General features: G+C 41.1%; 25 protein-coding genes. 17 read left to right on the forward strand and 8 right to left on the reverse strand.

From position 1 onward, the window contains the following. Positions 1–44: 44 nt before the first annotated feature. The 9 genes from QQK09_RS18300 to QQK09_RS18340 all read left to right on the forward strand — a co-directional run bounded on the left by QQK09_RS18300 (position 45) and on the right by QQK09_RS18340 (position 6,451). Positions 45–302 carry an RnfH family protein gene (locus tag QQK09_RS18300; protein WP_284205630.1) on the forward strand — a complete coding sequence of 86 codons (258 nt, stop codon included), beginning with the start codon at positions 45–47 and terminating at the stop codon, positions 300–302. 18 nt (positions 303–320) lie between these two features. Beyond that, positions 321–1,115, forward strand: a complete 795-nt coding sequence (locus tag QQK09_RS18305; RefSeq protein ID WP_284205631.1) for an ATP-binding protein — start codon at positions 321–323, stop codon at positions 1,113–1,115. 301 nt (positions 1,116–1,416) lie between these two features. After that, positions 1,417–1,953 carry a flavodoxin gene (locus QQK09_RS18310; RefSeq protein WP_284205632.1) on the forward strand — a complete coding sequence of 179 codons (537 nt, stop codon included), beginning with the start codon at positions 1,417–1,419 and terminating at the stop codon, positions 1,951–1,953. A 100-nt stretch (positions 1,954–2,053) separates the two neighbouring features. Next, entirely contained in the window at positions 2,054–2,809 is a 756-nt protein-coding gene (gene modA / locus QQK09_RS18315; RefSeq protein WP_284205633.1) for a molybdate ABC transporter substrate-binding protein, read from the forward strand. Continuing rightward, positions 2,809–3,534 (forward strand): molybdate ABC transporter permease subunit, encoded by a 726-nt coding sequence (gene modB / locus QQK09_RS18320; RefSeq protein WP_284205634.1) that lies wholly within the window; start codon positions 2,809–2,811, stop codon positions 3,532–3,534. Before modA ends, modB begins: the two co-directional genes overlap by 1 nt. After that, positions 3,531–4,610, forward strand: a complete 1,080-nt coding sequence (gene modC / locus QQK09_RS18325; protein WP_284205635.1) for a molybdenum ABC transporter ATP-binding protein — start codon at positions 3,531–3,533, stop codon at positions 4,608–4,610. The genes modB and modC overlap by 4 nt, the downstream gene beginning before the upstream one ends. Positions 4,611–4,670: 60 nt before the next feature. Then, the gene (locus tag QQK09_RS18330) at positions 4,671–5,291 is read left to right on the forward strand and encodes a nitrogen fixation protein NifQ (protein WP_284205636.1); all 621 of its coding nucleotides are present in this window, start codon (positions 4,671–4,673) and stop codon (positions 5,289–5,291) included. Positions 5,292–5,329: 38 nt separating this feature from the next. Then, entirely contained in the window at positions 5,330–5,635 is a 306-nt protein-coding gene (gene cowN, locus QQK09_RS18335; protein WP_284205637.1) for a N(2)-fixation sustaining protein CowN, read from the forward strand. Between the two features lie 447 nt (positions 5,636–6,082). Next, the gene (locus QQK09_RS18340) at positions 6,083–6,451 is read left to right on the forward strand and encodes a 2Fe-2S iron-sulfur cluster-binding protein (protein ID WP_284205638.1); all 369 of its coding nucleotides are present in this window, start codon (positions 6,083–6,085) and stop codon (positions 6,449–6,451) included. A gap of 64 nt (positions 6,452–6,515) precedes the next feature. On the opposite strand, the gene nifM is transcribed toward QQK09_RS18340, so the two are convergent. From nifM to nifU, 5 genes are read right to left on the reverse strand one after another with little or no spacing between them, the layout of a single operon-like run. After that, positions 6,516–7,391, reverse strand: a complete 876-nt coding sequence (gene nifM, locus QQK09_RS18345; protein WP_284205640.1) for a nitrogen fixation protein NifM — start codon at positions 7,389–7,391, stop codon at positions 6,516–6,518. Further along, entirely contained in the window at positions 7,385–7,885 is a 501-nt protein-coding gene (locus tag QQK09_RS18350) for a nitrogen fixation protein NifZ (protein ID WP_284205641.1), read from the reverse strand. The genes nifM and QQK09_RS18350 overlap by 7 nt, the downstream gene beginning before the upstream one ends. 20 nt (positions 7,886–7,905) lie before the next feature. Continuing rightward, complete coding sequence (nifV, locus tag QQK09_RS18355; RefSeq protein WP_284205642.1) at positions 7,906–9,024, reverse strand: homocitrate synthase; 1,119 nt, start codon at positions 9,022–9,024, stop codon at positions 7,906–7,908. 11 nt (positions 9,025–9,035) lie between these two features. Next, a complete protein-coding gene (gene nifS, locus QQK09_RS18360; RefSeq protein WP_284205643.1) occupies positions 9,036–10,238 on the reverse strand; it encodes a cysteine desulfurase NifS in 1,203 nt (400 codons plus the stop codon). Positions 10,239–10,291: 53 nt separating this feature from the next. Continuing rightward, complete coding sequence (gene nifU / locus QQK09_RS18365) at positions 10,292–11,239, reverse strand: Fe-S cluster assembly protein NifU (protein ID WP_431312610.1); 948 nt, start codon at positions 11,237–11,239, stop codon at positions 10,292–10,294. Between the two features lie 348 nt (positions 11,240–11,587). On the opposite strand from nifU, the gene nifB reads away from it, so the two are divergent. Further along, complete coding sequence (gene nifB, locus QQK09_RS18370) at positions 11,588–13,087, forward strand: nitrogenase cofactor biosynthesis protein NifB (RefSeq protein ID WP_284205644.1); 1,500 nt, start codon at positions 11,588–11,590, stop codon at positions 13,085–13,087. A 2-nt stretch (positions 13,088–13,089) separates the two neighbouring features. After that, a complete protein-coding gene (locus tag QQK09_RS18375; protein ID WP_284205645.1) occupies positions 13,090–13,281 on the forward strand; it encodes a 4Fe-4S dicluster domain-containing protein in 192 nt (63 codons plus the stop codon). 85 nt (positions 13,282–13,366) lie between these two features. Here the strand turns inward: QQK09_RS18375 and QQK09_RS18380 are convergent, their stop codons facing one another. The 3 genes from QQK09_RS18380 to QQK09_RS18390 all read right to left on the reverse strand — a co-directional run bounded on the left by QQK09_RS18380 (position 13,367) and on the right by QQK09_RS18390 (position 17,016). Then, positions 13,367–14,950, reverse strand: a complete 1,584-nt coding sequence (locus QQK09_RS18380) for an AbgT family transporter (RefSeq protein WP_431312611.1) — start codon at positions 14,948–14,950, stop codon at positions 13,367–13,369. Positions 14,951–15,305: 355 nt separating this feature from the next. Then, positions 15,306–15,518: a 50S ribosomal protein L31 gene (gene rpmE / locus QQK09_RS18385; protein ID WP_284205646.1), complete on the reverse strand. Its 213-nt coding sequence runs from the start codon at positions 15,516–15,518 to the stop codon at positions 15,306–15,308. A gap of 133 nt (positions 15,519–15,651) precedes the next feature. Continuing rightward, positions 15,652–17,016, reverse strand: coding sequence for a hypothetical protein (locus QQK09_RS18390; RefSeq protein WP_284205647.1), 1,365 nt, complete (start codon positions 17,014–17,016; stop codon positions 15,652–15,654). 692 nt (positions 17,017–17,708) lie between these two features. On the opposite strand from QQK09_RS18390, the gene tal reads away from it, so the two are divergent. The 6 genes from tal to QQK09_RS18420 all read left to right on the forward strand — a co-directional run bounded on the left by tal (position 17,709) and on the right by QQK09_RS18420 (position 23,837). Next, the gene (gene tal / locus QQK09_RS18395; RefSeq protein WP_284205648.1) at positions 17,709–18,659 is read left to right on the forward strand and encodes a transaldolase; all 951 of its coding nucleotides are present in this window, start codon (positions 17,709–17,711) and stop codon (positions 18,657–18,659) included. Positions 18,660–18,700: 41 nt separating this feature from the next. Beyond that, a complete protein-coding gene (locus tag QQK09_RS18400; RefSeq protein WP_284205649.1) occupies positions 18,701–19,963 on the forward strand; it encodes a NupC/NupG family nucleoside CNT transporter in 1,263 nt (420 codons plus the stop codon). Between the two features lie 74 nt (positions 19,964–20,037). Then, positions 20,038–20,811 carry a deoxyribose-phosphate aldolase gene (deoC, locus tag QQK09_RS18405; protein WP_284205650.1) on the forward strand — a complete coding sequence of 258 codons (774 nt, stop codon included), beginning with the start codon at positions 20,038–20,040 and terminating at the stop codon, positions 20,809–20,811. Beyond that, positions 20,811–22,055 (forward strand): phosphopentomutase, encoded by a 1,245-nt coding sequence (locus QQK09_RS18410; RefSeq protein WP_284205651.1) that lies wholly within the window; start codon positions 20,811–20,813, stop codon positions 22,053–22,055. The genes deoC and QQK09_RS18410 overlap by 1 nt, the downstream gene beginning before the upstream one ends. A 118-nt stretch (positions 22,056–22,173) precedes the next feature. Then, the gene (gene deoD / locus QQK09_RS18415; protein WP_284205652.1) at positions 22,174–22,884 is read left to right on the forward strand and encodes a purine-nucleoside phosphorylase; all 711 of its coding nucleotides are present in this window, start codon (positions 22,174–22,176) and stop codon (positions 22,882–22,884) included. A gap of 170 nt (positions 22,885–23,054) precedes the next feature. Further along, the gene (locus QQK09_RS18420) at positions 23,055–23,837 is read left to right on the forward strand and encodes a nucleoside-specific channel-forming Tsx family protein (protein ID WP_284205653.1); all 783 of its coding nucleotides are present in this window, start codon (positions 23,055–23,057) and stop codon (positions 23,835–23,837) included. The last annotated feature ends 43 nt before the right edge of the window (positions 23,838–23,880 follow it).

Genomic DNA, 23,880 nt, shown 5'->3' on the forward strand with positions numbered 1-23,880 from the left:
GGACTGAATCAACATAATGAAGCATTATAAAAACAGGAGACTAGATGATGAAATTCAGCGTAGCGCATGCCGCAGGCAGTGCCAGTTTTTGGCAAGAGCTTGAGTCAGACAATGAGCTCACAGTAGAGCAAGCGATCCAACAATCGCGCTTATTAAGCGAATTTCCAGCATTGGATATTAATAAATTAAAAATAGGTGTGTTTGGAAAAGCCTGCAAAAAAAGCCAAGCAGTAGAGGAGGGAGATCGCGTTGAGGTTTACCTACCCGCTATTGTCCACGATATTGACAATGACGATGATTAAAGGATTAAAGGTGAAAATATGTTACGCGATATTATAGAGATAGATAAACAACGGTGTAACGGCTGCGGTGATTGTATCCCTGCTTGCCATGAGGGAGCGCTACAAATTATAGATAATAAGGCACACCTTATCAGCGATTTGATGTGTGATGGTCTCGGCGCCTGCTTAGGTGAGTGTCCGACTGGTGCAATGCAGGTGATACAGCGAGAAGCAGTTGCCTATGATGAGCGCCAAGTGATGGTAAATATTATTAAAGGTGGCGATAAAGTGATTCAAGCACACCTTCAACATCTATTAGATCATAATGAACTTGAATATTACATTACTGCAGTCACCCTATTAAATGAGCAAAACATTGCAGTTCCAAAATGCACAGATAAAGAAGATATTAGCAGCGTATCAACAGCACCGTTAACAACAACCAACCAGACTGCGAACGAGCAGGAGAGTGAACTGAGTGGTTGGCCGATACAGTTACACCTAATCAATCCCACCAGCCTCAATTTCAACAAGGCAGATCTACTACTCGCTGCGGACTGCAGTGCATTTGCCGCAGCGAATTTTCACTCAAAATACCTCGCGGGTAAAAAACTAATTATCGCCTGTCCTAAACTCGACAATAATCAGGAGAGTTATCTGGAAAAATTGAACTTATTACTCAAATTTGGACAGATCAATAGTTTGACCATACTCAGAATGGAGGTTCCCTGCTGTGGCGGTTTGGCACAACTAATAGAAAAGGCGCAAAAATCAGCGAAGCGTAAAATGCCATTCAAACAGATCACCATTAATAAAAATGGTGTTGAGCTTTAATTAGTGAATGTGTACAAGCAAGGCCACTTGTACACAGAGCAATTTTTTTAGCGACAAAAACGAGCAACCTTCCCCCTATCAACATTCATTAACCCACCTCCTTTGTGAGATCCTACAAAATGGCCCTTTATTGTTCTGTTTCAAACAATAAAAACAACCGAACAAAGCAACACAACACAATAAAATCAACACCTTAAGTTAATTTCATTTTTATCCTTTCAGGCATGTTTTGTGCAATATGTTTATTACGTTATTAGAGAAACAATTTAGCGATAAAACTAACACTGAAAGGAGCATCAACATGGCTAAAACAGGCATTATTTTCGGTACTGATACCGGTAAAACACGCAAGATAGCAAAACAGATTTATAAGGCACTCGACTGTGATGAAGTAGCGAAACCAATCAATATTAACCGCTGCAGCATCGATGATCTCTTAGCCTTTGATAACCTTATTATTGGTACACCGACATTGGGTGAGGGACAACTACCAGGATTATCCGTTGATTGTGAAAGTGAAAGTTGGGAAGAGATTGCAGACAACCTTGAAAGTGCTGACTTTAGCGGTAAAACCATTGCACTTTATGGGCTAGGCGATCAAGAGGGTTACCCCGATGAGTTTGTTGATGCACTTGGCGAGCTTTACGATATTTTTTCTGCGACTGGCGCAACCTTAGTAGGACGCTGGCCAAACAGTGGTTATGAATTTAATAGCTCAACTGCATTAGACGGTGATGAGTTTGTGGGGCTGGTACTTGATTTAGATAACCAGTCAGCATTAACTGAAGAACGGCTAACGCAATGGTTAGCAATCATCAAGCCTGAATTAGGATTGTGATTGTAACGCTTCCCCCCCATGTCTTTAGCGGTGATGGGGGATAGCAGCTATGGGTATAACAAATTAATTAAACAGTTGAATAATTTTATCTGGATTATTTATGAAAAAGTTAAAAATATTAATGGCTAGTAGCCTATTACTAAGCTGTAGTTTGACTTTTGCCGGAGAGGTTAACATTGCGGTTGCGGGTAATTTTTTTAGACCATTACAGGCCCTTGCTAGAGACTTTGAGTATCAAAGTGGCGATAAAGTTAATATTGCAGTCGGATCAAGCGGCAAACTGTATGCGCAGATTAGTAATGGTGCTCCCTTTGAAATTTTTTTATCAGCAGACCAACAACGCGCTTCAAAGTTGGTTGAAAATAGATTGGCCGTTAAAGGTAGTCAATATACCTACGCTAAGGGTAAATTGGTGCTCTGGTCTAGTGATCCTAACGTAGTTGATAATCAAGGAAAACGGCTTATTTCACCTCATTTAAAACGTTTAGCGATAGCCAATCCTAAAGTCGCCCCCTATGGAGAGGAGGCGCTAAACGTATTAAAAAGCCTTGGCATATATGAACAGTTACAAGAAAAAATAGTGTTTGGTCAGAGTATTGGTCAGGCTTTTCAATATGTCAGTAGTAGCAGCATTAAACAGGGCATTATTGCTCTTTCGCAGGTCACACGAGGCGGTGAGATAAACGAAGGATCCGCTTGGATAATTCCCAGTGATCTCTATCAACCGATTCAACAGGATGTTGTTCTACTAAACAAGGGTAAAAGCAATCCTGTTGCCATTGCATTCTTAACATATTTAAAAACGGCAGATGCCTTAAAAATCATTCACTCATTTGGTTACGAGGTAGATGTTTAATGGCTGATTTATCGGTGATCTGGTTAACCCTCAAGCTAGCACTTATCGTGACGTTCATCCTACTGCTCATCGCTACGCCCCTGGCGTGGTGGTTATCGCAAACAACATCACGATTAAAACCGCTTATCGGCAGTTTATGCACTTTGCCTATGGTCTTACCGCCAACGGTATTAGGTTTTTATCTGTTACTGCTTCTTAGCCCTAATGGTGGCATTGGCCAATTCGCAGAATATATCGGCTTCGGCAGCTTAGCGTTCACCTTTACTGGGGTGGCAATTGCCTGTGCCCTACATACCCTACCCTTTGTTGTGCAACCGTTACAAAATGCTTTTGAAGCGATTGGCAAACGCCCCTTAGAGGTCGCGGCAACACTCCGCGCAGGCCCTATTGCTACTTTCTGGCAGGTGGCATTTCCCCTTGCCAAACCGGGCTTTTTCAGCGCCGCTATTATGGGCTTCTGTCATACCATCGGTGAGTTTGGCGTGGTGCTGATGATTGGCGGTAATATTCCCGGAGAAACGCGCGTCTTGTCGATTGAAATTTATAACCATGTCGAAGCGATGGAGTACCAACAAGCGCATTGGTTAGCGGGCACGATGATGTTGGTTTCATTCATCGGTTTGCTACTTATCTACTGCATCAACTATCAAGCCAGCAGAAACAAAAAAGTAACCAACAACAATAGCGTGACAACAAATAAAGCATTAACAGAGCAATACCTATGAGTAGAATTAATGCTCACTTTCAGGTGGATCACGGCGACTTTAACCTTGATATAAAACTATCACTGCCAGGGCAAGGGGTGAGTGCACTGTTTGGCCCCTCAGGCTCAGGAAAAACCTCCTGCCTACGCGCGATGGCTGGGTTAGAAAAACTACCTAACAGCTATTTTTCTATTGCCGATGAGGTTTGGCAAGATTCAGAAAAGGATATTTTTGTCCCCCCCTATCAACGAGAGATTGGCTATGTTTTTCAGGAGGCGAGTTTATTTAAACACCTTAATGTGCGCGACAACCTGAACTTCGGACGACAACGTATCGCCCCCAATAAACGTAACGTTGATATTGACCATATCTGTGACATCCTTAGCCTCAATGCCCTGTTAGATCGCCCACCAGCATCACTCTCAGGAGGGGAGCGTCAACGCGTTGCAATCGCCCGTGCACTGCTGACCTCGCCAAAGTTGCTGCTAATGGATGAACCTCTGTCAGCACTAGATCACAGCTTAAAAAGCGAAATACTACCCTATTTAGAGAACCTACAACAAGCGCTCTCAATTCCAATGATCTATGTCAGCCACTCTCCCGATGAAGTCGCTCGTTTGGCAGATCACATTGCTATTATCGACAAAGGCCGACTACTAAAAAGTGGCGCATTAGCACAGGTGATGCTCGATGCCGAAGTGGGCACCCGCTTTTATGATGGGCGCAGTAGCATGCTTTTTGCAAAGGTGAATGCGCACCAACCTGAAGATTATTTGACCGAGTTAGCAATCGATAATTTGCGCCTCTCTGTGCCACAAATTGATAAACCGGTTAATAGTAAATTGAGGTGTCGAATTAATGCTAAAGATGTGAGTTTATGCCTCACTCCAGCCCAATATAGTTCCATCGGTAATGTTTTAGCAGGGATTGTGATTAACATTGAAGCTAGTGACACACTGGGAGAGCGCATTATCTGCATCAAAATATCTGCACATCAAACCCTTTTAGCACAGATAACCTATGCCTCAACTAAACGCTTAAATTTACGACAAGGCAGCCCTATTTGGGCACAGATAAAATCAGTGGTTATTTTATAACTGATTGCTTTATAAACAACAGATTCGTGTTTCAAAGTATCAACACTAAAGAGGTTAACTATGAATAACATTTGCGAACAACAACCTGTATCAGCATTCATCAATTATTTTCCAAAAAAGCTAAAACGTAAGCATCAATACACCAGTCTTAACCTTGCTTACTGCAAACAGATAATACGCGCACAATTATCGGGCAACATTGTTTTACCGCACGGATTAGGGCTCAGCCAAGCGCACTATCAAGCATTAAGAAAAGCGATTAACGATGCGGACTTGATGCATAAAGAGATCGAATGGTATAACGAAGATTGGGCATTTATCCGTGAACGTGCTGAATTTTGCACTGAGCTATTTTCATTCAAGGAGCAGGAACGTAATGAATTAATATTGTTACTCTCTGAATATGGTAATAAAAATGATCCCTCTTCAGCGCTGATGGCCATTATTGTCGCGACCGCATGCCTTACTCAATTTCATCTCTGGGAGAGCCTTGGCCTATCCGATCGTGCACAATTAGGGAAGCTTATCCAATATAACTTTCCTGAGTTATATGCACTTAACAGTAACAATATGCGTTGGAAGCGTTTTTTCTATAAACAACTTTGTGAGCAAGGTGGCGATTACCTATGTAAAGCACCCAGTTGTACTGAGTGTCGTTCCTATGCGCAGTGCTTTGCTTAATTAATCAGATAATAAACCAAAAAAGAGAGGAGTAAATAATGGCAGGCAGTGAACAATCAAACAACGATCTCGCAGAGGATCGCTATATTAGCTTTTTAGGTATTGGCTGCGATGGTAATGCAGACCGATTAATAGGTATGCTCGACAAACATCTCAATGCGGCGAATGGAGAAGCTAAGTGGCAGCGCTATTTTGCACAGAAACGTCAACAACAGGTGCAGTTTAAACATGATAATTTAAACTTTATTGGCCACCAAACCAATACGCTGTATGAGTATTTCAACAGTTGTGAAGACCAACAAGCGCTATCACTACTGTATAAAATTGAGCAACAATGTTGTTAACAACAATTTTATTTACCAGTGCTAAGGCTCCTCTCGAGCCTTTGTCCTGTATTACAAAATTGTTATAAACAAGACACTTTATCAGCTTTCCGCTCTGCGCCCCTTACATCACCTCAATACTGCTATAAAAGAGTAAGCAGTTAAATAGCAATCTTCTCCCGCCCTTTCCCTGAAAACACATAACCCACTGTTTTTATGAATTAAAAACATCTATCTCTTTAAAAAACCACATCTTATATTGATTGTATTTTCGCTACTTTATGGCGTATGAATTGCAGTTCATCTAGGAGCAATTTATTTAATTTGAAACGTTAAAATTAATTGCTTTCATTACTATTACTGATTCTAAATATATCAATAGAGAGCTCCATACTAACCACGCTTTCACGGGTGAAAAAGGACTCTCCATTGCTATTTAGTAATCCCCCTCAACATAAGGATATTTGTATGGCTACTGTATATTTTTCATCGCCAATTATGCGTAAGAACAAAAAAGTATCGGCCGTCGCTGGCAAACGCGACGCACTACTTGGACTAGCAAAAGAGAATGAGATTAAAATCCCTCATGAATGTGAAGATGGTCGCTGTGGTTCTTGTTTAGTAGAGGTCACTCACTTAGATGGTGAGCATATTAAAGGAGCGATGCTAACCGACAAAGAGCGAGAAGGGCTTAAAAACATCGGTAAATTAACCAAGCAAGATGCACAGCGTGCCTCTGTTGGAGATATGCCGCCGAAACATCGTTTAGCTTGTCAGATGATTGTGACCGATGAGGATCTGTTAGTTGAATTTACTGGCGAACCAGGTGGTGCATAAGTTACTAAAAACTTAGCGCTTTATAAAAGCCCCTATTCGAACGTTTACAAGTAGGGGCTTATTTTTATTGCAACAATGCTGGAGCTGATGAGAGTAAACTCGATAACCATTTTTTCTCCTGTTTTTTCTGACGAAAAGAATTAAGCTGGCGAGTGATCTCTTTTAATGCTTGCGCCTGTTGCATCTCGCCTGCAGCAGTTACTTCATGGCATAACAGAAGATGAAAGCCTATCTCAGTTTCAATCACTGAACTGATGCAATTGGCTTGCATAGTAAACAACACATTATCTAATTCAGGGTATAACTGCCCACGTGAAACCTCACCAATAAACCCTTTATGAAGCGAAGTTGGGCACTCTGAATGTTGTAGAGCTATATTGGCAAACTCTGCAATGTGTTGCTGTAAATGGTTACCTAACTTCTCAATCTTCGCTAACGCTTTTTGACGTTTATTTTCTGCATATTGATCATTAATAGTGATCAATATATGGCTGACCTTACGTCGTTCAGGTTGTGAAAACCGTTGTTTATTGTCCTGATAATAAGCTAAAGCTTCCGCTTCACTTACCTTTGGGTAACCTTGGCTTTGAGTCGCAAGGGTCTTTTCACAAAGCAAATCCTGATAAATGGCCTGCTGTAATTGAAACTCGGTTAAACCTTGCTGCTGTAGCGATAGCTGAAAACTTTCTCTGCTATCGAACTGTTGCTGAAGCTGTTCAAATAAAAAATGAACCTCCTGATCTTTGACCCGTTCGGTTTTAGCCTCTTCACTCGCTAATACTAACACCATTATTTTTTGTGCAACCTTTGCTTGCTGCTCTACTTTGATTAAAGTTAAGGAATCAAGTGCTTCTGATGTACTCTGGTAGAGACTCCAGGCTAATTTAATTAGCTGATACTTTAGGTTTACCTCACACTTAGGTGTTTTTTCTACTAGCATTGTGTACTCCTTGTGAGCACCTGCCCAGTTAATAGTGGATCACTTTGTGCTAATAATAAAACCGTTTCAGGAATCACCCAAGAGTTAACATCTTCGCTATCTACCTCCTTAAATGAGACACGATAATAAAAAGGTTTTTGATTACTCTCTAACCCTAAAATAGTCCCACGCTGCCCGACACTGACAACCACCTCTCCCGAACTTGATAAGGTTTGTCGTACAACCACACTATCACCACGCTCAAACTTTCTATCTATCCAGGGACTCGATAAATCACTGAGTTCCGTTTCACGACAACCGACAGTACAGCCCTGTTCCATAAAGTGTACTTGGTAGATAACCTGATCTTGCAGAAACTTGCCTACCCCTTTGATGTACCCCTCATTACCACGGCGAATTAATAGCGCACCACGATTGCTGCCCATAAAGGTGCCATCATTCCTTATATTTTTGATGACGCGTACTTTCTCGCCATAATCAAACTTTGCGTCCATAACAAACTTCCTATTATTAGTTAAAATGATCCTAAAACTTGATCACTGAGGCGAAGTAACTCTATATCGGATGGATTACGCTTACGATCAATCGCAAAGGCCTGCACCGCAATTAAAAGCTTATCGGTTTGTATCTTATCTAATGAGATACCTATTCGTGCAAACACCGCTTGCACCGCACCAATCCCCGAATGCTTGCCTAATACCAAGCGATGAGATCGTCCTAACAGCTGTGGGTCCACCCCTTGATAGTTACGAACATCTTTTACTAAACCATCAACATGGATCCCCGATTCATGGGTAAAGACCTGCTCGCCAACTAAACTTTTTTGCTGTGCAACGGGTCGCCCTGCTGCCAGCGATACCGCTTGGCAAAGCGCAGGTAATGCCGTTAAATTAATCCCAGTATCTTGCTGATAACATTGATATAAAGCGATAGCTACTTCCTCTAAAGGCGCATTGCCTGCACGCTCACCCAATCCGATAGCGGTGGTATTTGCATAACTCGCTCCCGCTTTGATGGCGGCTAAGGTATTAGCCGTCGCCAGGCCTAGGTCATCATGACAATGGATCTCAATCGGCAAAGGTTGCTCAGAACTTAGTTGCTTAATCTGCTTATAAACCATAAACGGCTCTAGTAACCCTAAGGTATCCGCATAACGTAAACGCTGCGCACCTGCAAGAGAACCTAATGCACCAATATCAGCTAAAAAGTCGAGTTCTGCGCGCGAAGCATCCTCACAACCGATGCACACCTGCAGCCCTAACGAAACCGCATAACGGATGCAATCCAACATATTGGCTAATAACTTGTCCACGCTCGACTTTAATTTATGCTCAATCATCTGTTTGGAACTAGGAATTGAGATATCCACCCAATCTAGCTGCAACTCGGCGGTTCGTTTAATTTCACTTTTATTAGCACGACACCACGCCATCAATGTCGCCTCAGGAAGGGCTTTACGAATGGCTGCAATGGTTAAACATTCCTCATCTCCCATTGCTGGAATGCCAACTTCAAGGTGGGTAATACCCGCTTGAAAGAGCATCTCTGCTAAGACTACTTTCTCGCGACGGGTAAAAGCGACACCGGGGGTTTGTTCCCCATCTCTGAGGGTTGTATCGTTTATGATCACCATTGCCATCTCCTTTATGCAGCTGGCTCAAAGGCTTCAATATCAAGCGGTTTGCCATCTTTCCAGTAGGGTGAAAAACTGCGTAATTTGTCAATAATTTCAGGGACAACACTAATGACATAATCGATATCTTTCTCTGTGGTATAGCGAGAAAGTGAGAAACGAATGGTGCCATGTGCCGCGGTGAAAGGGATCTGCATCGCTTGCATCACGTGTGAAGGTTCAAGCGAACCAGAGGTACACGCACTGCCACTGGATGCCGCAATACCAAATTGGTTTAGCAGCATCAAAATCGCTTCCCCCTCAACATATTCAAAGGCGATATTAGCGGTATTAGCGACACGATTATCAGGATCTCCGGTGACAAAGGTATGACCTACTTGAGATAAAATGCCCTGCTCCAGTTTGTCACGCAACGCTTTTACTTTTCCGGATAGAGTATCGAGATGCAATTCAGCCTGTTCGGCAGCGACACCAAAGGCCACGATAGCAGCACTATTCTCTGTGCCTGCACGACGGCCACGCTCTTGATGACCACCACGTAACAAGGGGCGATAACGCACTCCACGGCGCACATATAAAGCACCGATCCCTTTTGGGGCATGTAATTTATGACCAGAAAAGGACAGCATATCAATTTCAGTGTCTTGGATATCAAGCGGGATCTTACCGACGGCCTGCACCGCATCAGTATGAAATAAAACTCCTTTTTCACTGGCCATCAATGCCATATCTTCAATAGGAAATAGTGTGCCAGTTTCATTGTTCGCCCACATCACCGTCACTAATGCGGTATTTTCAGATAACACTCCGGCGTATTTTTTTAAATCTAATTGTCCTTTTTTATTCACTTTTAAACGGTGGATAATATACCCCTCACGCTCGAGTTGTTCGCATACATCCAATGTGGCGGGATGCTCAACCGTAGTGGTGATGATCTCCTTTTTGTCTTTATTCACCTTTAAAGCGGAATAGATCGCAGTGGTGGTCGACTCTGTCGCACAGGAGGTGAAGATAATCTCACTGTCGTGCAATGCGCCCACTAAGTCGGCAACCTGTCGGCGTGCCACTTTTAATTTTGCGCCGACTTGATCACCAAAACTATGAATGGATGAAGGGTTACCAAACTGCTTTGTAAACAGCGGCATCATCGCTTCGACGGCCATTGAGTCAACCTTGGTGGTTGCATTGTTGTCTAAGTAGATATTTTTTTTCATCGTTTATACTCCCACTTGGTCTCACGCACCAAGTTAAATTGTTGTACTGTCTGTTACGCTGATTCTGCTACTGGCTCTGGTATATGGTTCACCACAGGAATCGCAAATCCGAGTGCTTCACTAAATTGCTCCTGCAACCAGCCCAGTGTCATATCCGTCATCATGCACCCGGTACAAGCACCTGATAAACTTACTACGATTAGATTCTCACTGGCTTTCACCAAACTTACATCACCACCATCCGCTTGCAGATAGGGTCTGAGATTACTTAATATTTCCAGCACTTTTTGCATTAATGGGTTGGTAGGTGGTAATGAGGAGATCGGTTGTACTCGTGCCGAATCTTCTCCCGCTGTAGCTGATTGTGGCCCTTTCCCTGCAACCACTTCATCGATCACCATCTCAATTTTTTCATGACAACTGGTACATGCTCCACCCGCTTTGGTGTAATTGATAACATCCTCAATGGTGCTTAAACCATGTTTTTGCACCGCGCGGAAAATCTTGCCCTCATCGACAGCAAAACAGCGACAGATCAGTTTTCCCTCTTCATGATCATCATCTACTAGCTCAATTCCACGATAGTTAGCAATCGCCGCTTCCAATGCTTCCTGTCCCATTACTGAACAGTGCATCTTCTCTGCCGGTAATCCACCAAGGTAATCAACAATCTGTTGGTTACTGAGTTGCTCTGCTTCAGTGACCGTTTTACCGATGATTAACTCAGTTAATGCTGAAGAGGAAGCGATGGCACTACCACAGCCAAAGGTTTGAAAACCGGCATCTTCAATCACCTCTGTCTGTTCATTAACCTTTAGCGTAAGGCGTAATGCATCACCACAGCTGATAGAGCCCACGTCACCAACAGCATTAGCATCTTCCAACGCTTTGGCATTTCTAGGATTGAAAAAATGATCTTTAACCGTTTCTGAATAGTTCCACATAAGCACCTCACTTCCTGTTTTATCTTGATTTACACCCTGTAGTAGAGGTTGTTGCAAAACTTAGACCAAACAAAAAATCATTTTATTTCATTTAGTTACAGGTTTATGTCAACTTTTCACCTACATATGTCGCAATAAAATTGTGGGCTTTGTCGGATCTAATACACAGAAATAAAAAAAGCGAGGGAAATAACAACGATGTGAATTTTGCGACAATTGTCTTCTATACCACCAATTGCACCTATTTAAAGTAATCGCCATAAAAAACAATTAGCTAATTATCAATGCGTTACCTGCAAACTTCCATCTGGTATAGAGATTGCAAAACAACGGTATTAATAGTTAAAAGTTAAATAGGCTACTTGTTTTAGACAGGTTATGGATAAGCAACTTAGGTAGGTAATTATGGATAATAATAGCGATACAACAAAAGCAGCAACTCGCCCTAGCTGTAAATCGAAATGTGAAAGCGATACATTAACCTCCAATATAAACTTGAGCAAAGAGCGTCGCGCTGATGCCACTCCAGCAGGCGTCAAACAAAAAGTAATCAATCATCCCTGCTATTCAAATGATGCTCATCATAAATATGCGCGGATGCACCTACCCGTTGCCCCCGCCTGTAATATTCAATGCAATTACTGTAATCGCAAATATGACTGCGCAAACGAATCGCGACCCGGTGTTGTTTCTGAGTTATTAACCCCTAAGCAGGCACTATTAAAAGCACAAGCGGTTGCCAAAGCGATTCCACAACTCTCGGTGATCGGCATTGCCGGCCCAGGCGATCCCTTAGCTAATCCAGTACGTACGATGGAAACATTAGCGTTAATACGTGCAGCGATGCCAGATATAAAACTATGCATCTCCACCAATGGATTAACCCTCGTTGACCATGTCGATGAACTGCTTAAACTCGGTGTGGATCATGTGACCGTGACCATCAACACCCTTGATGAGGTGATTGCAGCACAAATTTATAAGTGGATCTATTTTGAGGGGAGGCGTTACGAAGGAGTTGAAGCGGGCAGGATATTAATTCAGCGCCAGATGGAAGGCATCGCCGCCCTCGCTAAAGAGGGTATATTAACCAAGGTAAACTCAGTGATGATTCCCGGCATCAATGATGGGCACTTACCAGAACTGAGCCGTGAATTAAGACGTAATAAGGTGTTTTTACATAATATTATGCCCCTAATCAGCAAACCTGAACACGGCACATTTTTTGGTTTAGTTGGCCAACGAGAGCCATTAACAACTGAGCTTGATGAGGTACGTGAACTTGCTGGCGGCAATGTCAGCCAGATGAAACACTGCCAACAATGTCGCGCCGATGCGGTGGGCATGCTTGAGGAAGACCGCAGTGCCGAGTTTAGCATTGAAGATATTAACCCTGAGCCTGAAGATTACACACAAACCATGGCCGGACGCTGTCGCTTTCAATCTGCAGTGATCAGTAAAGGGGTATCAGAAACAGAGGCCTCTTTAGTGGTAGCTGTAGCAACCAAAAACAGTGAACAGATAGACCTACACTTTGGACATGCAGACTGCTTTAAACTTTATCTGGTGACTAAAAATCAACACCATTTTATTGGTGAGCGACGCATAACACGTTATTGCAGCGGTGATAATCACGAGCAAAGTATAGAAACGAATGAAACGAATTTACAGACCACCATCAAGGCGTTGCATGGGGTTGATTTAGTACTCTGTTGCCGTATTGGGACACCGCCGAGTGAAGCATTAGCGCAGGAAAATATTCGAGTTGTTATTGATTATGCATACCACGCAATTGATGTAAGTTTAGCGGATATCTATTCTCGCTATGCCCCGTTAGCGCACAGTAAATGGCAAGCGCGTCAAAAGGTAGAGCAGCAAAAAGTAGAGCAAAGAGAGGTGATTTAATTATGGCGCTGAAAATTACCAACAGCTGCTTTTCTTGTTACGCCTGTGAGACGGTCTGTCCTGCAGGGGCAATCAGTATCGAAGTAAATACCTTTATTATCAATCCCACACTTTGTACTGAGTGTGATGATATTGAAAGCCCGAGGTGTATCGCTATCTGCCCGGAGCCAAAAGCAATAACGCGCGTTAAATAGGTGAATAACAGGTATAAAAAAGGCGTTTATAAAAACGCCTTTTTGATCTACTTATACTCTTAATGACACTATCGATTACAAATTTTTATAAAGGATACGTGTAAGAAGCTTGGATACCCAATGGAATACCTAATGCCCAGTAAGCCAATAGGAACAGTGTCCAACCGATTAACATTGCAATTGAGTAAGGCATCATCATTGACGCTAATGTACCAATACCCGTATTTTTAACGTAACGCTGACAATACACAACTACGAGTGGGAAGAAGACCATTAGTGGAGAGACGATATTTGAAACAGAATCACCGACACGGTATGCCGCTTGTGATAACTCAGGAGAGATATTCACCGCCATTAACATCGGTACTAGAATTGGACCAATCAATGCCCATTTAGCAGAAGCTGAACCGACTAATAAGTTAATGAATGCGGTTAATAAGATCATACCAACAATCGTCATCTGACCTGGTAAGTCTAAATACTGTAAGAATTGAGCACCGTACAGCGCCAAGATCACACCAATATTTGATTGGCTAAATGCCACCAAAAATTGGGCACAGAAGAAAGACATTACAATATAACTACCCATGGTGCCCATGGTGTTAGACATCGATTTAATGATATCGTCATTAGTTTTAAACTTACCTACCAAGCGTCCGTAAACAACACCAGGAATGATAAATAAGATAAAAATAAGTGGCACAATAGATTGCATAATTGGCGCATCAAATGCAGTTAATTCACCGGTGCTTGAGCGCAGTGCAGAGCCTTCAGGAATTAATAAACCAACTAAGACAGCAATACCTGCAATCATCGTTAATAAAGCGTATTTAAATGCACGACGTTCATTATCAGTAATCGAACCAAGGTTTTCACCCTCTTCAGCATCGTCATCAATTTTGATTTTGCTTAAACGCGGCTCAATAATTTTCTCAGTAACCGCCCAACCAATCAGCACGATCAAAATTGATGAAAGACCAGTGAAGTAGATGTTTGATAACGGATTAACGATATAAGTAGGATCAAATACTTGTGCTGCTGACTGGGTGAAACCAGCAATTAGCGGATCGATTCCAGATGGTACAAAGTTTGCGGCAAAACCACCAGATACACCAGCGAAAGCAGCTGCGATACCTACTAGAGGATGACGACCTGCAGCATGGAAAAGAATACCACCTAATGGGATAACTAATACGTAACCCGCATCAGCGGCTGTATGAGAAACAATAGCTACTAAAATTAACATCGGCGTTAATAATTTAGCAGGTGTAAAACGTAACATGTTTTTCAGTGCAGTATTAATAAAGCCAGAAGCGTCGGCAACACCAACACCTAACATTGCGACTAATACGATGCCTAGTGGTGCAAAACCGGTGAAGGTTTTTACCATGTTAGCAAGAAAGTTTGCTAATGCATCGCCAGTTAATTGGTTGTTTACCTCTACACTTGCTTGTGTAATTGGATGTACTAATCCAAAAGAAAATTGCGAAAATAGTGCAGATAATCCCCAGACTAATAATAAACCCCAGAAAAAAAGTAACGCTGGATCGGGTACTTTATTACCTGTTCTTTCGATAAAATTTAAAAAACGATCCATTCCTTTGGATGTGTTTTGCACATTGTCTTCTGTTGAAGTTTGTGCATTTCCATTGATCGCTTGCTTACTCATTAAAGCTCCTATTGTTAAGTAGAAAGTTGAATTTTTAAGTTTCCTTTTTAAGGAAATATTATTATGGGTTAAAACTCAACCTCAAAATATGAACCGCACTTATCCCCTCAGATGCTAGATGTGAGTGAGTTAATAAAGCTGCTCCTGCTGCCTTGATACAGTTCTGTAACACACCTTAATTCAAAAATGGGGCGTGTGACATAAAAAGATACATCACCTAAAAGTCTAACAATCACTAAAAAAATACAGTTAAACTTAACGTTCTATCAACAACATCTTAATATCGTCATTCTTGAATTACAGGCATAAAAAAAGGTACCCGAAGATACCTTTTATGACGTGCGTTTTACTTTTCTTATTTAGAAGAAAGTGAACCGAAACGTTTTTTGAACTTATCAATACGACCACCAGTATCAACAACACGTTGAGTACCTGTGTAGAATGGGTGACAAGCACCACAAATGTCTAGAGTAAGATCTTTACAAATTGTTGAGCCAACTTGTACTACGTTGCCACATGAACAAGTTGCTGTAATTTCTTTGTATTCTGGGTGAATTGCGTTTTTCATTTTGGAAAACCTCTATTGGTCCGTGTCGCTGCTCAGCTTGATGAACTATTTCATCAACAAAGTACCACACGTATTTATCATAAAAAATTAAGGCGCAAATTATAAACAAGCTTGTGATTAAATACAACAGCTATTATTTATTGCTTAGCTGTTTTATTGCCAGTGCCAGTAACTGCTCTGGTTGGTAACACTTTTGAACAAGACCTAATTGGCTAGCAGCTGTTGCTCCCCCCTCATCCTCACAATAGTTGTACAACACACGATAAATCTCAGAAAGATCATTGACCACTTGCATACTGTTTATATTTTTATTGAGGTTGTTATTTAAATAACAATGATAACTTTCAATAGCAGTGCCCTTTTTAATTTTAAAAGAAGGCGTTGTTTTATATTTACGCGTTATTGAAGAAAAAGCGCCGATCTCATTACTAAACCAAATATCATTCCACCACCCTAACGGCTGCCCATTTAGTTTTCCTGCATTGGAAAGAAAAGGTAAAAAATAGAAAACATTAGCGGAGCCATTTTTAATAGCAGCATAGGATGACATCAACGCTGCAGATCTTAATGTACTTTCATGCTCTATAAAGTGGTCGTGCCGTTGCACATTATCGGTAAACGCTTTTAACAGCTGAAAATGGGTATAGGCGACCTTATCCGGGTAGATTGCAGATGACCTCCCTAAGGGTTTTACACTGCCAATGAGTAGTTGTTCAAAATGATTACGTTTTAAATTGCTTTGATAACGTGCGAGTAATACTGTTTCAATATTATCCGAGTCAATATTCGCCGCCAGTGTATTTGTTGTTTCTTGGTAAACAGCAGCCTCTGAGATCGCGAGCTTAGTTAAATTGTTACTTTGTAATAAAACATAACCACTCTCTATTTCAACACTAAAAAGATGGTATAAAGCACGTTGGTGATTTAACGACAATAATCGCCCCTCACTATGAATTCCTAAATACTCTCTGTTTAACAACTGCAACTCATTAAGGCGGCTAAAATTAGAGAAAATAAGACTTAATTTATTGAGATAAAAGTAATATAGGCGCGCTGATAAACCACTCTCTTGAATCGCAGCTTTTACCTCTTTTTTTTCTGTCACTGAGTTTAGTACCTGTTTCAACGCATCAATATTTTTGAAATCGGGAAGTGTAAATATCCCTCCGCAATGGGTACACTTTTTGCGTTGCGTCCCCGCAGAGGTAAAACCATGTAGTTTTGAATCAGGCGTCGCCATCATAAAATAATAGGGACTGCATTTTTTACACCCCACTACTTTTTGTCCAAACTGCAACTCGAGCTTTTCCGCAATCAAATTTTTAACTAGGCTATTGCTTATCCAAGGTGGATTACTACCACAAAGCTCACATTCGATGGAGAGATAACCTAAACGCTCACTTTTCTGAATATAGCTATCACTATTACGATTACTGAGACCAAAATTTGCACAGGAAACGGTTTTACAACAGTTAAAGTCTTTAGTGAATTTAAACATCAGTGATTCCTAGTTGATTGAGGCCAATAAATATATCAAAGGGAGTAAGAAAACAATGTTAAATAAAGCGTAAGTCATCTCAATTACGCTTAACTAAGCCAATACCGCAATGAGGCTATGTGAATAAGGTAATCATTCTATTTAAAATACCTACACTGTAAAGGAAAGGCCTATTTAGCAAATTAACCAACTAACTTCACCTTGCCACAGTTAAACGATAAACAACTTGCCCCATAAAATTTATCTGAAATAGCAATCAAACACCTACCCTTTACCCCGTAAAAATAAAATTAATAACAAAATAATAAACATAACCTATTGAGCAATATCATCTAGCTTAATACAAACAAGAAATAAACCACACATTTTGTTAACGACAGTAAATTTAATGAAATAAATATCGTTTATTAGATCTAGATCACTATTCTAGACATGGTAAATATTTAGACTCTGCGCAATTTGAAAATAGCAAAATTTAAAACATCTTAAAGTGAACAAAGGTCACCATTCAATAATTTTTTTGGTGCTTATTATGTAAGCTATTTTCGTTTTTAAACTCATAGCGGGCTTGCTCGCAATTATTGTATCTATATAGGTGCTTTCTCTATCAACGTCTATTAGTGGATATTTTATATAAACGCACTTACGTTTATATCTACTAACAGTAACTAACATAAAGAAAGGGCTAAATAATGGACAATAAACTAGAGCAGTTACGTAACGTCACCATGGTTGTTGCTGATACCGGTGATATTGAAGCGATTAAACGTTACCAGCCACAGGATGCAACGACTAATCCATCGTTGATTTTAAAGGCATCTAAAATAAGTGCTTATGCGCCGTTAATTGATAATGCAATAGCCTATGCAAAAGCACAGAGTGATCAGCAAGCACAGCAAATTGCTGATAGCTGCGATATGTTAGCGGTGAATATCGGTAAAGAGATTTTAAATATTATACCGGGCCGTGTTTCAACAGAGGTAGATGCAAAACTCTCTTATGATACCCGGGCAAGCGTAGATAAAGCACGTAAATTAGTTAGCCTATATAACCAAGCAGGCATTAAAAACGAGCGCATATTAATAAAATTAGCAGCGACTTGGGAAGGCATTCGTGCTGCTGAGATTTTAGAAAAAGAGGGGGTTAACTGTAACCTAACCTTACTTTTTTCTTTTGCACAAGCGCAAGCAAGTGCAGAAGCGGGTGTTTACCTTATCTCTCCTTTTGTTGGTCGCATTATGGATTGGTATAAGCACCAACAAGGACAAGACTTTACACCTGAAAATGACCCAGGCGTTAAGTCAGTAACGAATATTTACAACTACTACAAAACACATGGCTACAAGACCGTAGTGATGGGAGCAAGTTTTAGAAATACAGGTGAAATCCTACAGTTGGCTGGTTGTGATCGTTTAACAATTAGCCCTGAACTTTTAAAAACACTAAGTGAAACAGAAGGGGAAGTCATAACGCACTTAAACGACACAGTAGCATTAACTGATAAACCAGAGGCGTTAACACATGCGCAATTTTTATGGGCACACAACCAAGATGCAATGGCAGTAGAGAAGCTAGCAGAAGGTATCCGTAATTTTGCAATTGACCAGACCACCTTAGAAGAGATGATTAAAAGTCGTCTTTAAAAAATTTCAAACCAAACCATCAATAAAAACGGAGTAGTAAAATGCACATTTTAATGGGCTTAGTAGGGATTATCTCCCTTATTTTAATCGCGGTTATTTTTTCTAATAATCGTAAAGCAATCAACTTAAGGACTGTTGGTGGTGCGTTTGCCATCCAAGTTGCGATTGCGGCATTTGTTATGTTAACCCCTTTCGGCGCAAGTATCCTTGGCTCGTTAACAGCAGGTGTGCAAGTTGTTATTGATAGTGCAAATGCTGGTATCGAATTTGTATTTGGTGGCTTAGTATCAAATACGATGTTTGAAGTATTTGGCGGTGGCGGTTTTGTCTTTGCATTCCGTGTACTACCAATTATCATTTTCTTTGCCGCATTTATGGGCGTACTTTACCATCTACGCATCATGCAATTTGTTATCAAGATTTTTGGTGGCGCATTACAGAAATTACTTGGTACAAGCCGTACTGAATCAATGGCGGCAGCAGCTAACGTTTTTGTTGGTCAGACTGAAGCACCACTTGTGGTTAAACCGTACATTAAAAATATGACTCAATCAGAGCTATTTGCAGTAATGTGTGGTGGTCTAGCATCAGTAGCAGGTTCGGTTTTAGTAGGTTATGCATCACTTGGCGTAAGTCTAGAGTACCTAATCGCAGCATCATTTATGGCTGCACCGGGTGGTCTATTAATGGCTAAAATTCTATACCCAGAAACTGAAGCTGCAAAAGATGAACGTCTTGAAGACGAAGAAGCAGAAGCTGAAGATAAACCAATTAATGTCATTGATGCTGCAGCATCGGGTGCATCATCTGGTCTACAGTTAGCACTTAACGTGGGTGCAATGTTAATCGCTTTCATCGCACTGATTGCTCTGCTTAACGGTATGTTAGCTGCATTTGGTAATGTGTTTGGTTTAGAAGCATTATCATTACAACAAATCCTTGGTTACCTGTTCTCTCCTTTTGCCTTCTTAATGGGTGTGCCATGGTCTGAAGCACAAACAGTAGGTAGCTTACTAGGTCAAAAACTAGTACTAAATGAATTTGTTGCTTACATCGATTTTGTTGGTGTGAAAGAGACACTGAGCGAACATTCACAAGTAATTGTTACTGTTGCGTTATGTGGTTTTGCAAATCTATCTTCACTGGCAATTTTGCTAGGTGGTTTAGGTGTGCTTGCACCATCACGTCGTTCAGATATTGCGAATATGGGTCTTAAAGCAATTCTTGCTGGTACGCTTTCTAACTTCATGAGCGCAACGCTGGTTGGTATTTTCTTCGCACTTAGCGCGACAGCCATCGTTTAATAATCAATATAAGCCACTACTTCAGTAGTGGCTTTTTTATAAACAACTTCGAGCCAAAGAATAGGAGCTAAACAATGCATACACTACAACATGTAGCAAAAGAATCCATTTCATTAATGGATTTAACCACATTAAATGATGACGATACGGATGCAAAAGTTATTCAGTTATGCACGGATGCAAAAACTAAAGCAGGTGATACAGCCGCAGTTTGTATCTACCCACGCTTCATTCCTATTGCTCGCAAAACATTAGCATTGCAAAACAGTGCATCAATCAAAATTGCCACCGTGACTAATTTCCCACACGGTAACGATGATCTTGATATTGCTTTTGCAGAAACACGTGCAGCGGTTGCTTATGGCGCCGATGAAGTTGACGTGGTTTTCCCCTACCGTGCACTTATTGCCGGTAATAGCGAAATTGGCGCACAGATGATTGCAGGTTGTCGTGCAATTTGTGGTGCGAAGGTTTGCTTAAAAGTGATCATTGAAACCGGCGAATTAAAAACCGATGCTCTGATCAAACAAGCCAGCGATATTTGTATCGCAGCAGGCGCAGATTTTATTAAAACATCAACAGGTAAAGTACCTGTTAATGCAACACTTGAAGCAACAAAAGTGATGCTAGAGTCTATTAAAGACTCAGGTAAAGACGTTGGTTTTAAAGCCGCAGGTGGCGTAAAAGACGCACCTACTGCAGCTCAATACCTACAGATGGCACGCGATATTATGGGTGATGACTGGGTAAATACGGATCACTTCCGTTTTGGCGCTTCAAGTTTACTAGTAAGCTTATTAAATGAACTAAACTTAACGGATCAAGTGGCTGCAAAAGGAGCTTACTAATGAAACGTACCGTTATTTTATTATTGGATTCATTTGGTATTGGTGGCGCAGCTGATGCGCACACCTTCAAAGGCACAAATGCCGATGGCAGCACCTTTGATGATACCGGTTCAAATACCCTAGGGCATATTGCTAAAGCCTGCTTTGAGGGAAAAGCTGAAGAGGGTCGTAGTGGCACACTTCATATACCTAACCTTAATAAATTAGGTTTTGGTCAAGCATGTTTTGAAAGCTCTGGTTTATATCCAGCAGGCTGTGATGAGAGCGTGACGCCTATCGCTGCTTACGGTTATGCGAAAGAACTTTCGACGGGGAAAGATACCTCAAGTGGTCACTGGGAAATTGCTGGTGTACCAGTACTGTTTGATTGGGGATATTTCTCTGACAAACAAAACAGCTTTCCACAATCTCTTCTTGATGAGTTGGTAAAACGTGCAGACTTACCGGGTTACTTAGGTAACTGTCACTCATCGGGCACCGTGATTCTTGAACAGTTAGGTGAAGAACATCTAAAAACCGGTAAACCTATCTTTTATACCTCTGCCGATAGTGTTTTCCAGATTGCTTGTCATGAAGAGAGCTTTGGCCTTGAACGCTTATACAAGCTATGTGAATTAGCGCGTGAATTAGTCGATGAATATAATATCGGTCGCGTTATCGCACGCCCTTTCTTAGGAACAGAAGCAAGTAACTTCACTCGTTCAGTTAATCGTCACGATTACTCTGTTACCCCACCTTCAGCAACCCTGCTTGATAATATGAAAGCCAATGGTGGTGAAGTGGTGAGTATCGGCAAAATTGCGGATATTTTTGCAGAACAAGGCATCACTAAAGCGACCAAAGCGTTTGGTGTCGATGGTCTATTTGATGCCAGTTTAGCAGAGCTTAAACTCGCTCAAGATAACACCATTATTTTCACCAACTTTGTTAACTTTGATGCCGACTTTGGCCATCGACGTAACATCTCAGGTTATGCAGCCGCATTAGAGTATTTCGATACTCGACTACCAGAGATGCTGGAATTATTAGGTGAAGACGATCTATTAGTACTGACCGCCGATCATGGTTGTGACCCAACATGGCCGGGTACCGATCATACACGCGAACATATCCCTGCTATTTTCTATGGGAAAAAAGTGCCAGCGGGCTCCGTGGGACTACGTGATACCTTTGCAGATATTGGCCAAACGATTGCTGATTTTCACGCTCTACCAGCGCTGAAATACGGTACAAAGGTCTTTTAAATATACACATTTAGAACAATAGCGTAAGTAAAACTTACGCTATATTAATGCAATCTAAAAACTGTTTTTTGGTTGTTTTCAAACAAAAACTTAATTGCTTAACTTGGAGATTTATATCATGGCTACACCTCATATCAATGCTGAAAATGGTGCATTTGCAGAAACAGTTTTAATGCCTGGTGATCCACTACGCGCTAAATATATTGCTGAAAACTTTTTAGATGATGCGGTAGAAGTAACAAACGTACGCAACATGTTAGGTTTCACTGGTACTTACAAAGGTAAACGCCTTTCTGTTATGGGCAGCGGCATGGGCATCCCTTCTTGCTCGATCTACGCAACAGAGTTATTCCGTGAATACGGCGTACAGAACATCATCCGCGTAGGCAGCTGTGGCGCAGTTAGTCGAGACATTAAAATCCGTGACGTGATCATCGGCATGGGTGCTTCAACAGATTCAAAAGCAAACCGTATCCGTTTTGCAGGCCACGATTTTGCAGCAATCGCAAGCTATGACCTATTAGCAAAAACAGTCAATGCCGCTAAACAACATAACATCGATGTGCATGTTGGTAACATCTTCTCTGCTGATACATTTTACACGCCAGAGCCAGAAGTATTCGACACATTAGAAAAATACAACATTTTAGGTGTAGAGATGGAAGCGGCAGGCCTATACGGCGTTGCAGCAGAAGAAGGCAAAAATGCAATGTGTATCTTAACGGTATCGGATCATATCCGTACTGGTGAGAAAGTAAGTTCTGACGATCGTCAAACGAGCTTTAACGAGATGTTAGTGATTGCCCTTGATGCGGCCATTGCTGAATAAGAATTTCGAAGCGAACGCTTTGAAGTATACATTTCGGAAAAGATTTTCGAAATAATAACGACATATTAACCTATGTCGTTAATGGACAATAAAATTTAAAAACAAGATGCACGAACTATGTAGTTCAAAGTGTACTTACTTAAAAACCATGGAAAACAAAGGAAGAAAAAATGAAAAAATCAATGATTGCAGCGGGTTTACTAGCAGCTGGTACAACCTCTGCATTTGCAGCTGATTATACTGACGGCGAATTGCGTAAAAACGATTACAGTTTCATGCAAGCGAACTTAATGTACGCAGTAGATGAATTACCAGGCGGATCTTCGCATGATTACCTAGAGCTTGAGTTTGGTGGTCGTGCAGGGATTATCGATTACTACGGTTACGCTGATGTATTTAACATCACAGGTAGCGATAGTTCAGATAAATATGAAGAAGAAAAAATCTTTATTAAATTTGCACCACGTATCTCACTTGATGGTCTTTTCCAAACTGATTTATCAGCAGGTCCATTACAAGAGCTATACATTGCAACATTGTTTAACTGGAGCGGTAACAGTGGTGTAAATAACTCATTTTGGGGCCTAGGTTCAGACATCAACATCCCTTGGTTAGGTAAAACAGGTTTAAATGTATACGGTCTTTACGACTTAAATGAGCGTGATTGGAACGGTTACCAAGTTTCAGCTAACTGGTTCAAACCTTTCCACTTCTTTGAAAATGGTAGTTTCTTATCTTACCAAGGTTACATCGATTACCAATTTGGTATGGAAGATAAATATGCAGAAACAAGTAATGGTGGGGCTATGTTTAATGGTCTTTACTGGCATACCGATAACTTTTCTTTAGGTTACGGCTTAAAAGCATATAACAATATATACGGCATTGAAGATAGCAGTGACTTTAAATCTTCAGGATTTGCACACTACTTTTCTGCAACTTACAAGTTCTAAACAGTTCCTAAGTTAATTAATATTGTGGCGACTTAGGAGACGA

Source organism: Psychromonas marina (assembly GCF_030161115.1).
GTDB lineage: Bacteria > Pseudomonadota > Gammaproteobacteria > Enterobacterales > Psychromonadaceae > Psychromonas > Psychromonas marina.

Bases quoted from the DNA above. Each gene is read 5' to 3' on its own strand.
- QQK09_RS18380 (WP_431312611.1), bottom strand. From the start codon at position 14,950: ATGAGTAAGCAAGCGATCAATGGAAATGCACAAACTTCAACAGAAGAC.
- QQK09_RS18390 (WP_284205647.1), bottom strand. From the start codon at position 17,016: ATGTTTAAATTCACTAAAGACTTTAACTGTTGTAAAACCGTTTCCTGT.
- tal (WP_284205648.1), top strand. From the start codon at position 17,709: ATGGACAATAAACTAGAGCAGTTACGTAACGTCACCATGGTTGTTGCT.
- QQK09_RS18310 (WP_284205632.1), top strand. From the start codon at position 1,417: ATGGCTAAAACAGGCATTATTTTCGGTACTGATACCGGTAAAACACGC.
- nifB (WP_284205644.1), top strand. From the start codon at position 11,588: ATGGATAATAATAGCGATACAACAAAAGCAGCAACTCGCCCTAGCTGT.
- modA (WP_284205633.1), top strand. From the start codon at position 2,054: ATGAAAAAGTTAAAAATATTAATGGCTAGTAGCCTATTACTAAGCTGT.
- deoC (WP_284205650.1), top strand. From the start codon at position 20,038: ATGCATACACTACAACATGTAGCAAAAGAATCCATTTCATTAATGGAT.
- QQK09_RS18330 (WP_284205636.1), top strand. From the start codon at position 4,671: ATGAATAACATTTGCGAACAACAACCTGTATCAGCATTCATCAATTAT.
- nifS (WP_284205643.1), bottom strand. From the start codon at position 10,238: ATGAAAAAAAATATCTACTTAGACAACAATGCAACCACCAAGGTTGAC.
- QQK09_RS18410 (WP_284205651.1), top strand. From the start codon at position 20,811: ATGAAACGTACCGTTATTTTATTATTGGATTCATTTGGTATTGGTGGC.
- nifV (WP_284205642.1), bottom strand. From the start codon at position 9,024: ATGGTGATCATAAACGATACAACCCTCAGAGATGGGGAACAAACCCCC.
- QQK09_RS18305 (WP_284205631.1), top strand. From the start codon at position 321: ATGTTACGCGATATTATAGAGATAGATAAACAACGGTGTAACGGCTGC.
- cowN (WP_284205637.1), top strand. From the start codon at position 5,330: ATGGCAGGCAGTGAACAATCAAACAACGATCTCGCAGAGGATCGCTAT.
- QQK09_RS18420 (WP_284205653.1), top strand. From the start codon at position 23,055: ATGAAAAAATCAATGATTGCAGCGGGTTTACTAGCAGCTGGTACAACC.
- QQK09_RS18300 (WP_284205630.1), top strand. From the start codon at position 45: ATGATGAAATTCAGCGTAGCGCATGCCGCAGGCAGTGCCAGTTTTTGG.
- nifM (WP_284205640.1), bottom strand. From the start codon at position 7,391: ATGCTAGTAGAAAAAACACCTAAGTGTGAGGTAAACCTAAAGTATCAG.
- QQK09_RS18350 (WP_284205641.1), bottom strand. From the start codon at position 7,885: ATGGACGCAAAGTTTGATTATGGCGAGAAAGTACGCGTCATCAAAAAT.
- modB (WP_284205634.1), top strand. From the start codon at position 2,809: ATGGCTGATTTATCGGTGATCTGGTTAACCCTCAAGCTAGCACTTATC.
- QQK09_RS18400 (WP_284205649.1), top strand. From the start codon at position 18,701: ATGCACATTTTAATGGGCTTAGTAGGGATTATCTCCCTTATTTTAATC.
- deoD (WP_284205652.1), top strand. From the start codon at position 22,174: ATGGCTACACCTCATATCAATGCTGAAAATGGTGCATTTGCAGAAACA.
- modC (WP_284205635.1), top strand. From the start codon at position 3,531: ATGAGTAGAATTAATGCTCACTTTCAGGTGGATCACGGCGACTTTAAC.
- rpmE (WP_284205646.1), bottom strand. From the start codon at position 15,518: ATGAAAAACGCAATTCACCCAGAATACAAAGAAATTACAGCAACTTGT.
- QQK09_RS18340 (WP_284205638.1), top strand. From the start codon at position 6,083: ATGGCTACTGTATATTTTTCATCGCCAATTATGCGTAAGAACAAAAAA.
- QQK09_RS18375 (WP_284205645.1), top strand. From the start codon at position 13,090: ATGGCGCTGAAAATTACCAACAGCTGCTTTTCTTGTTACGCCTGTGAG.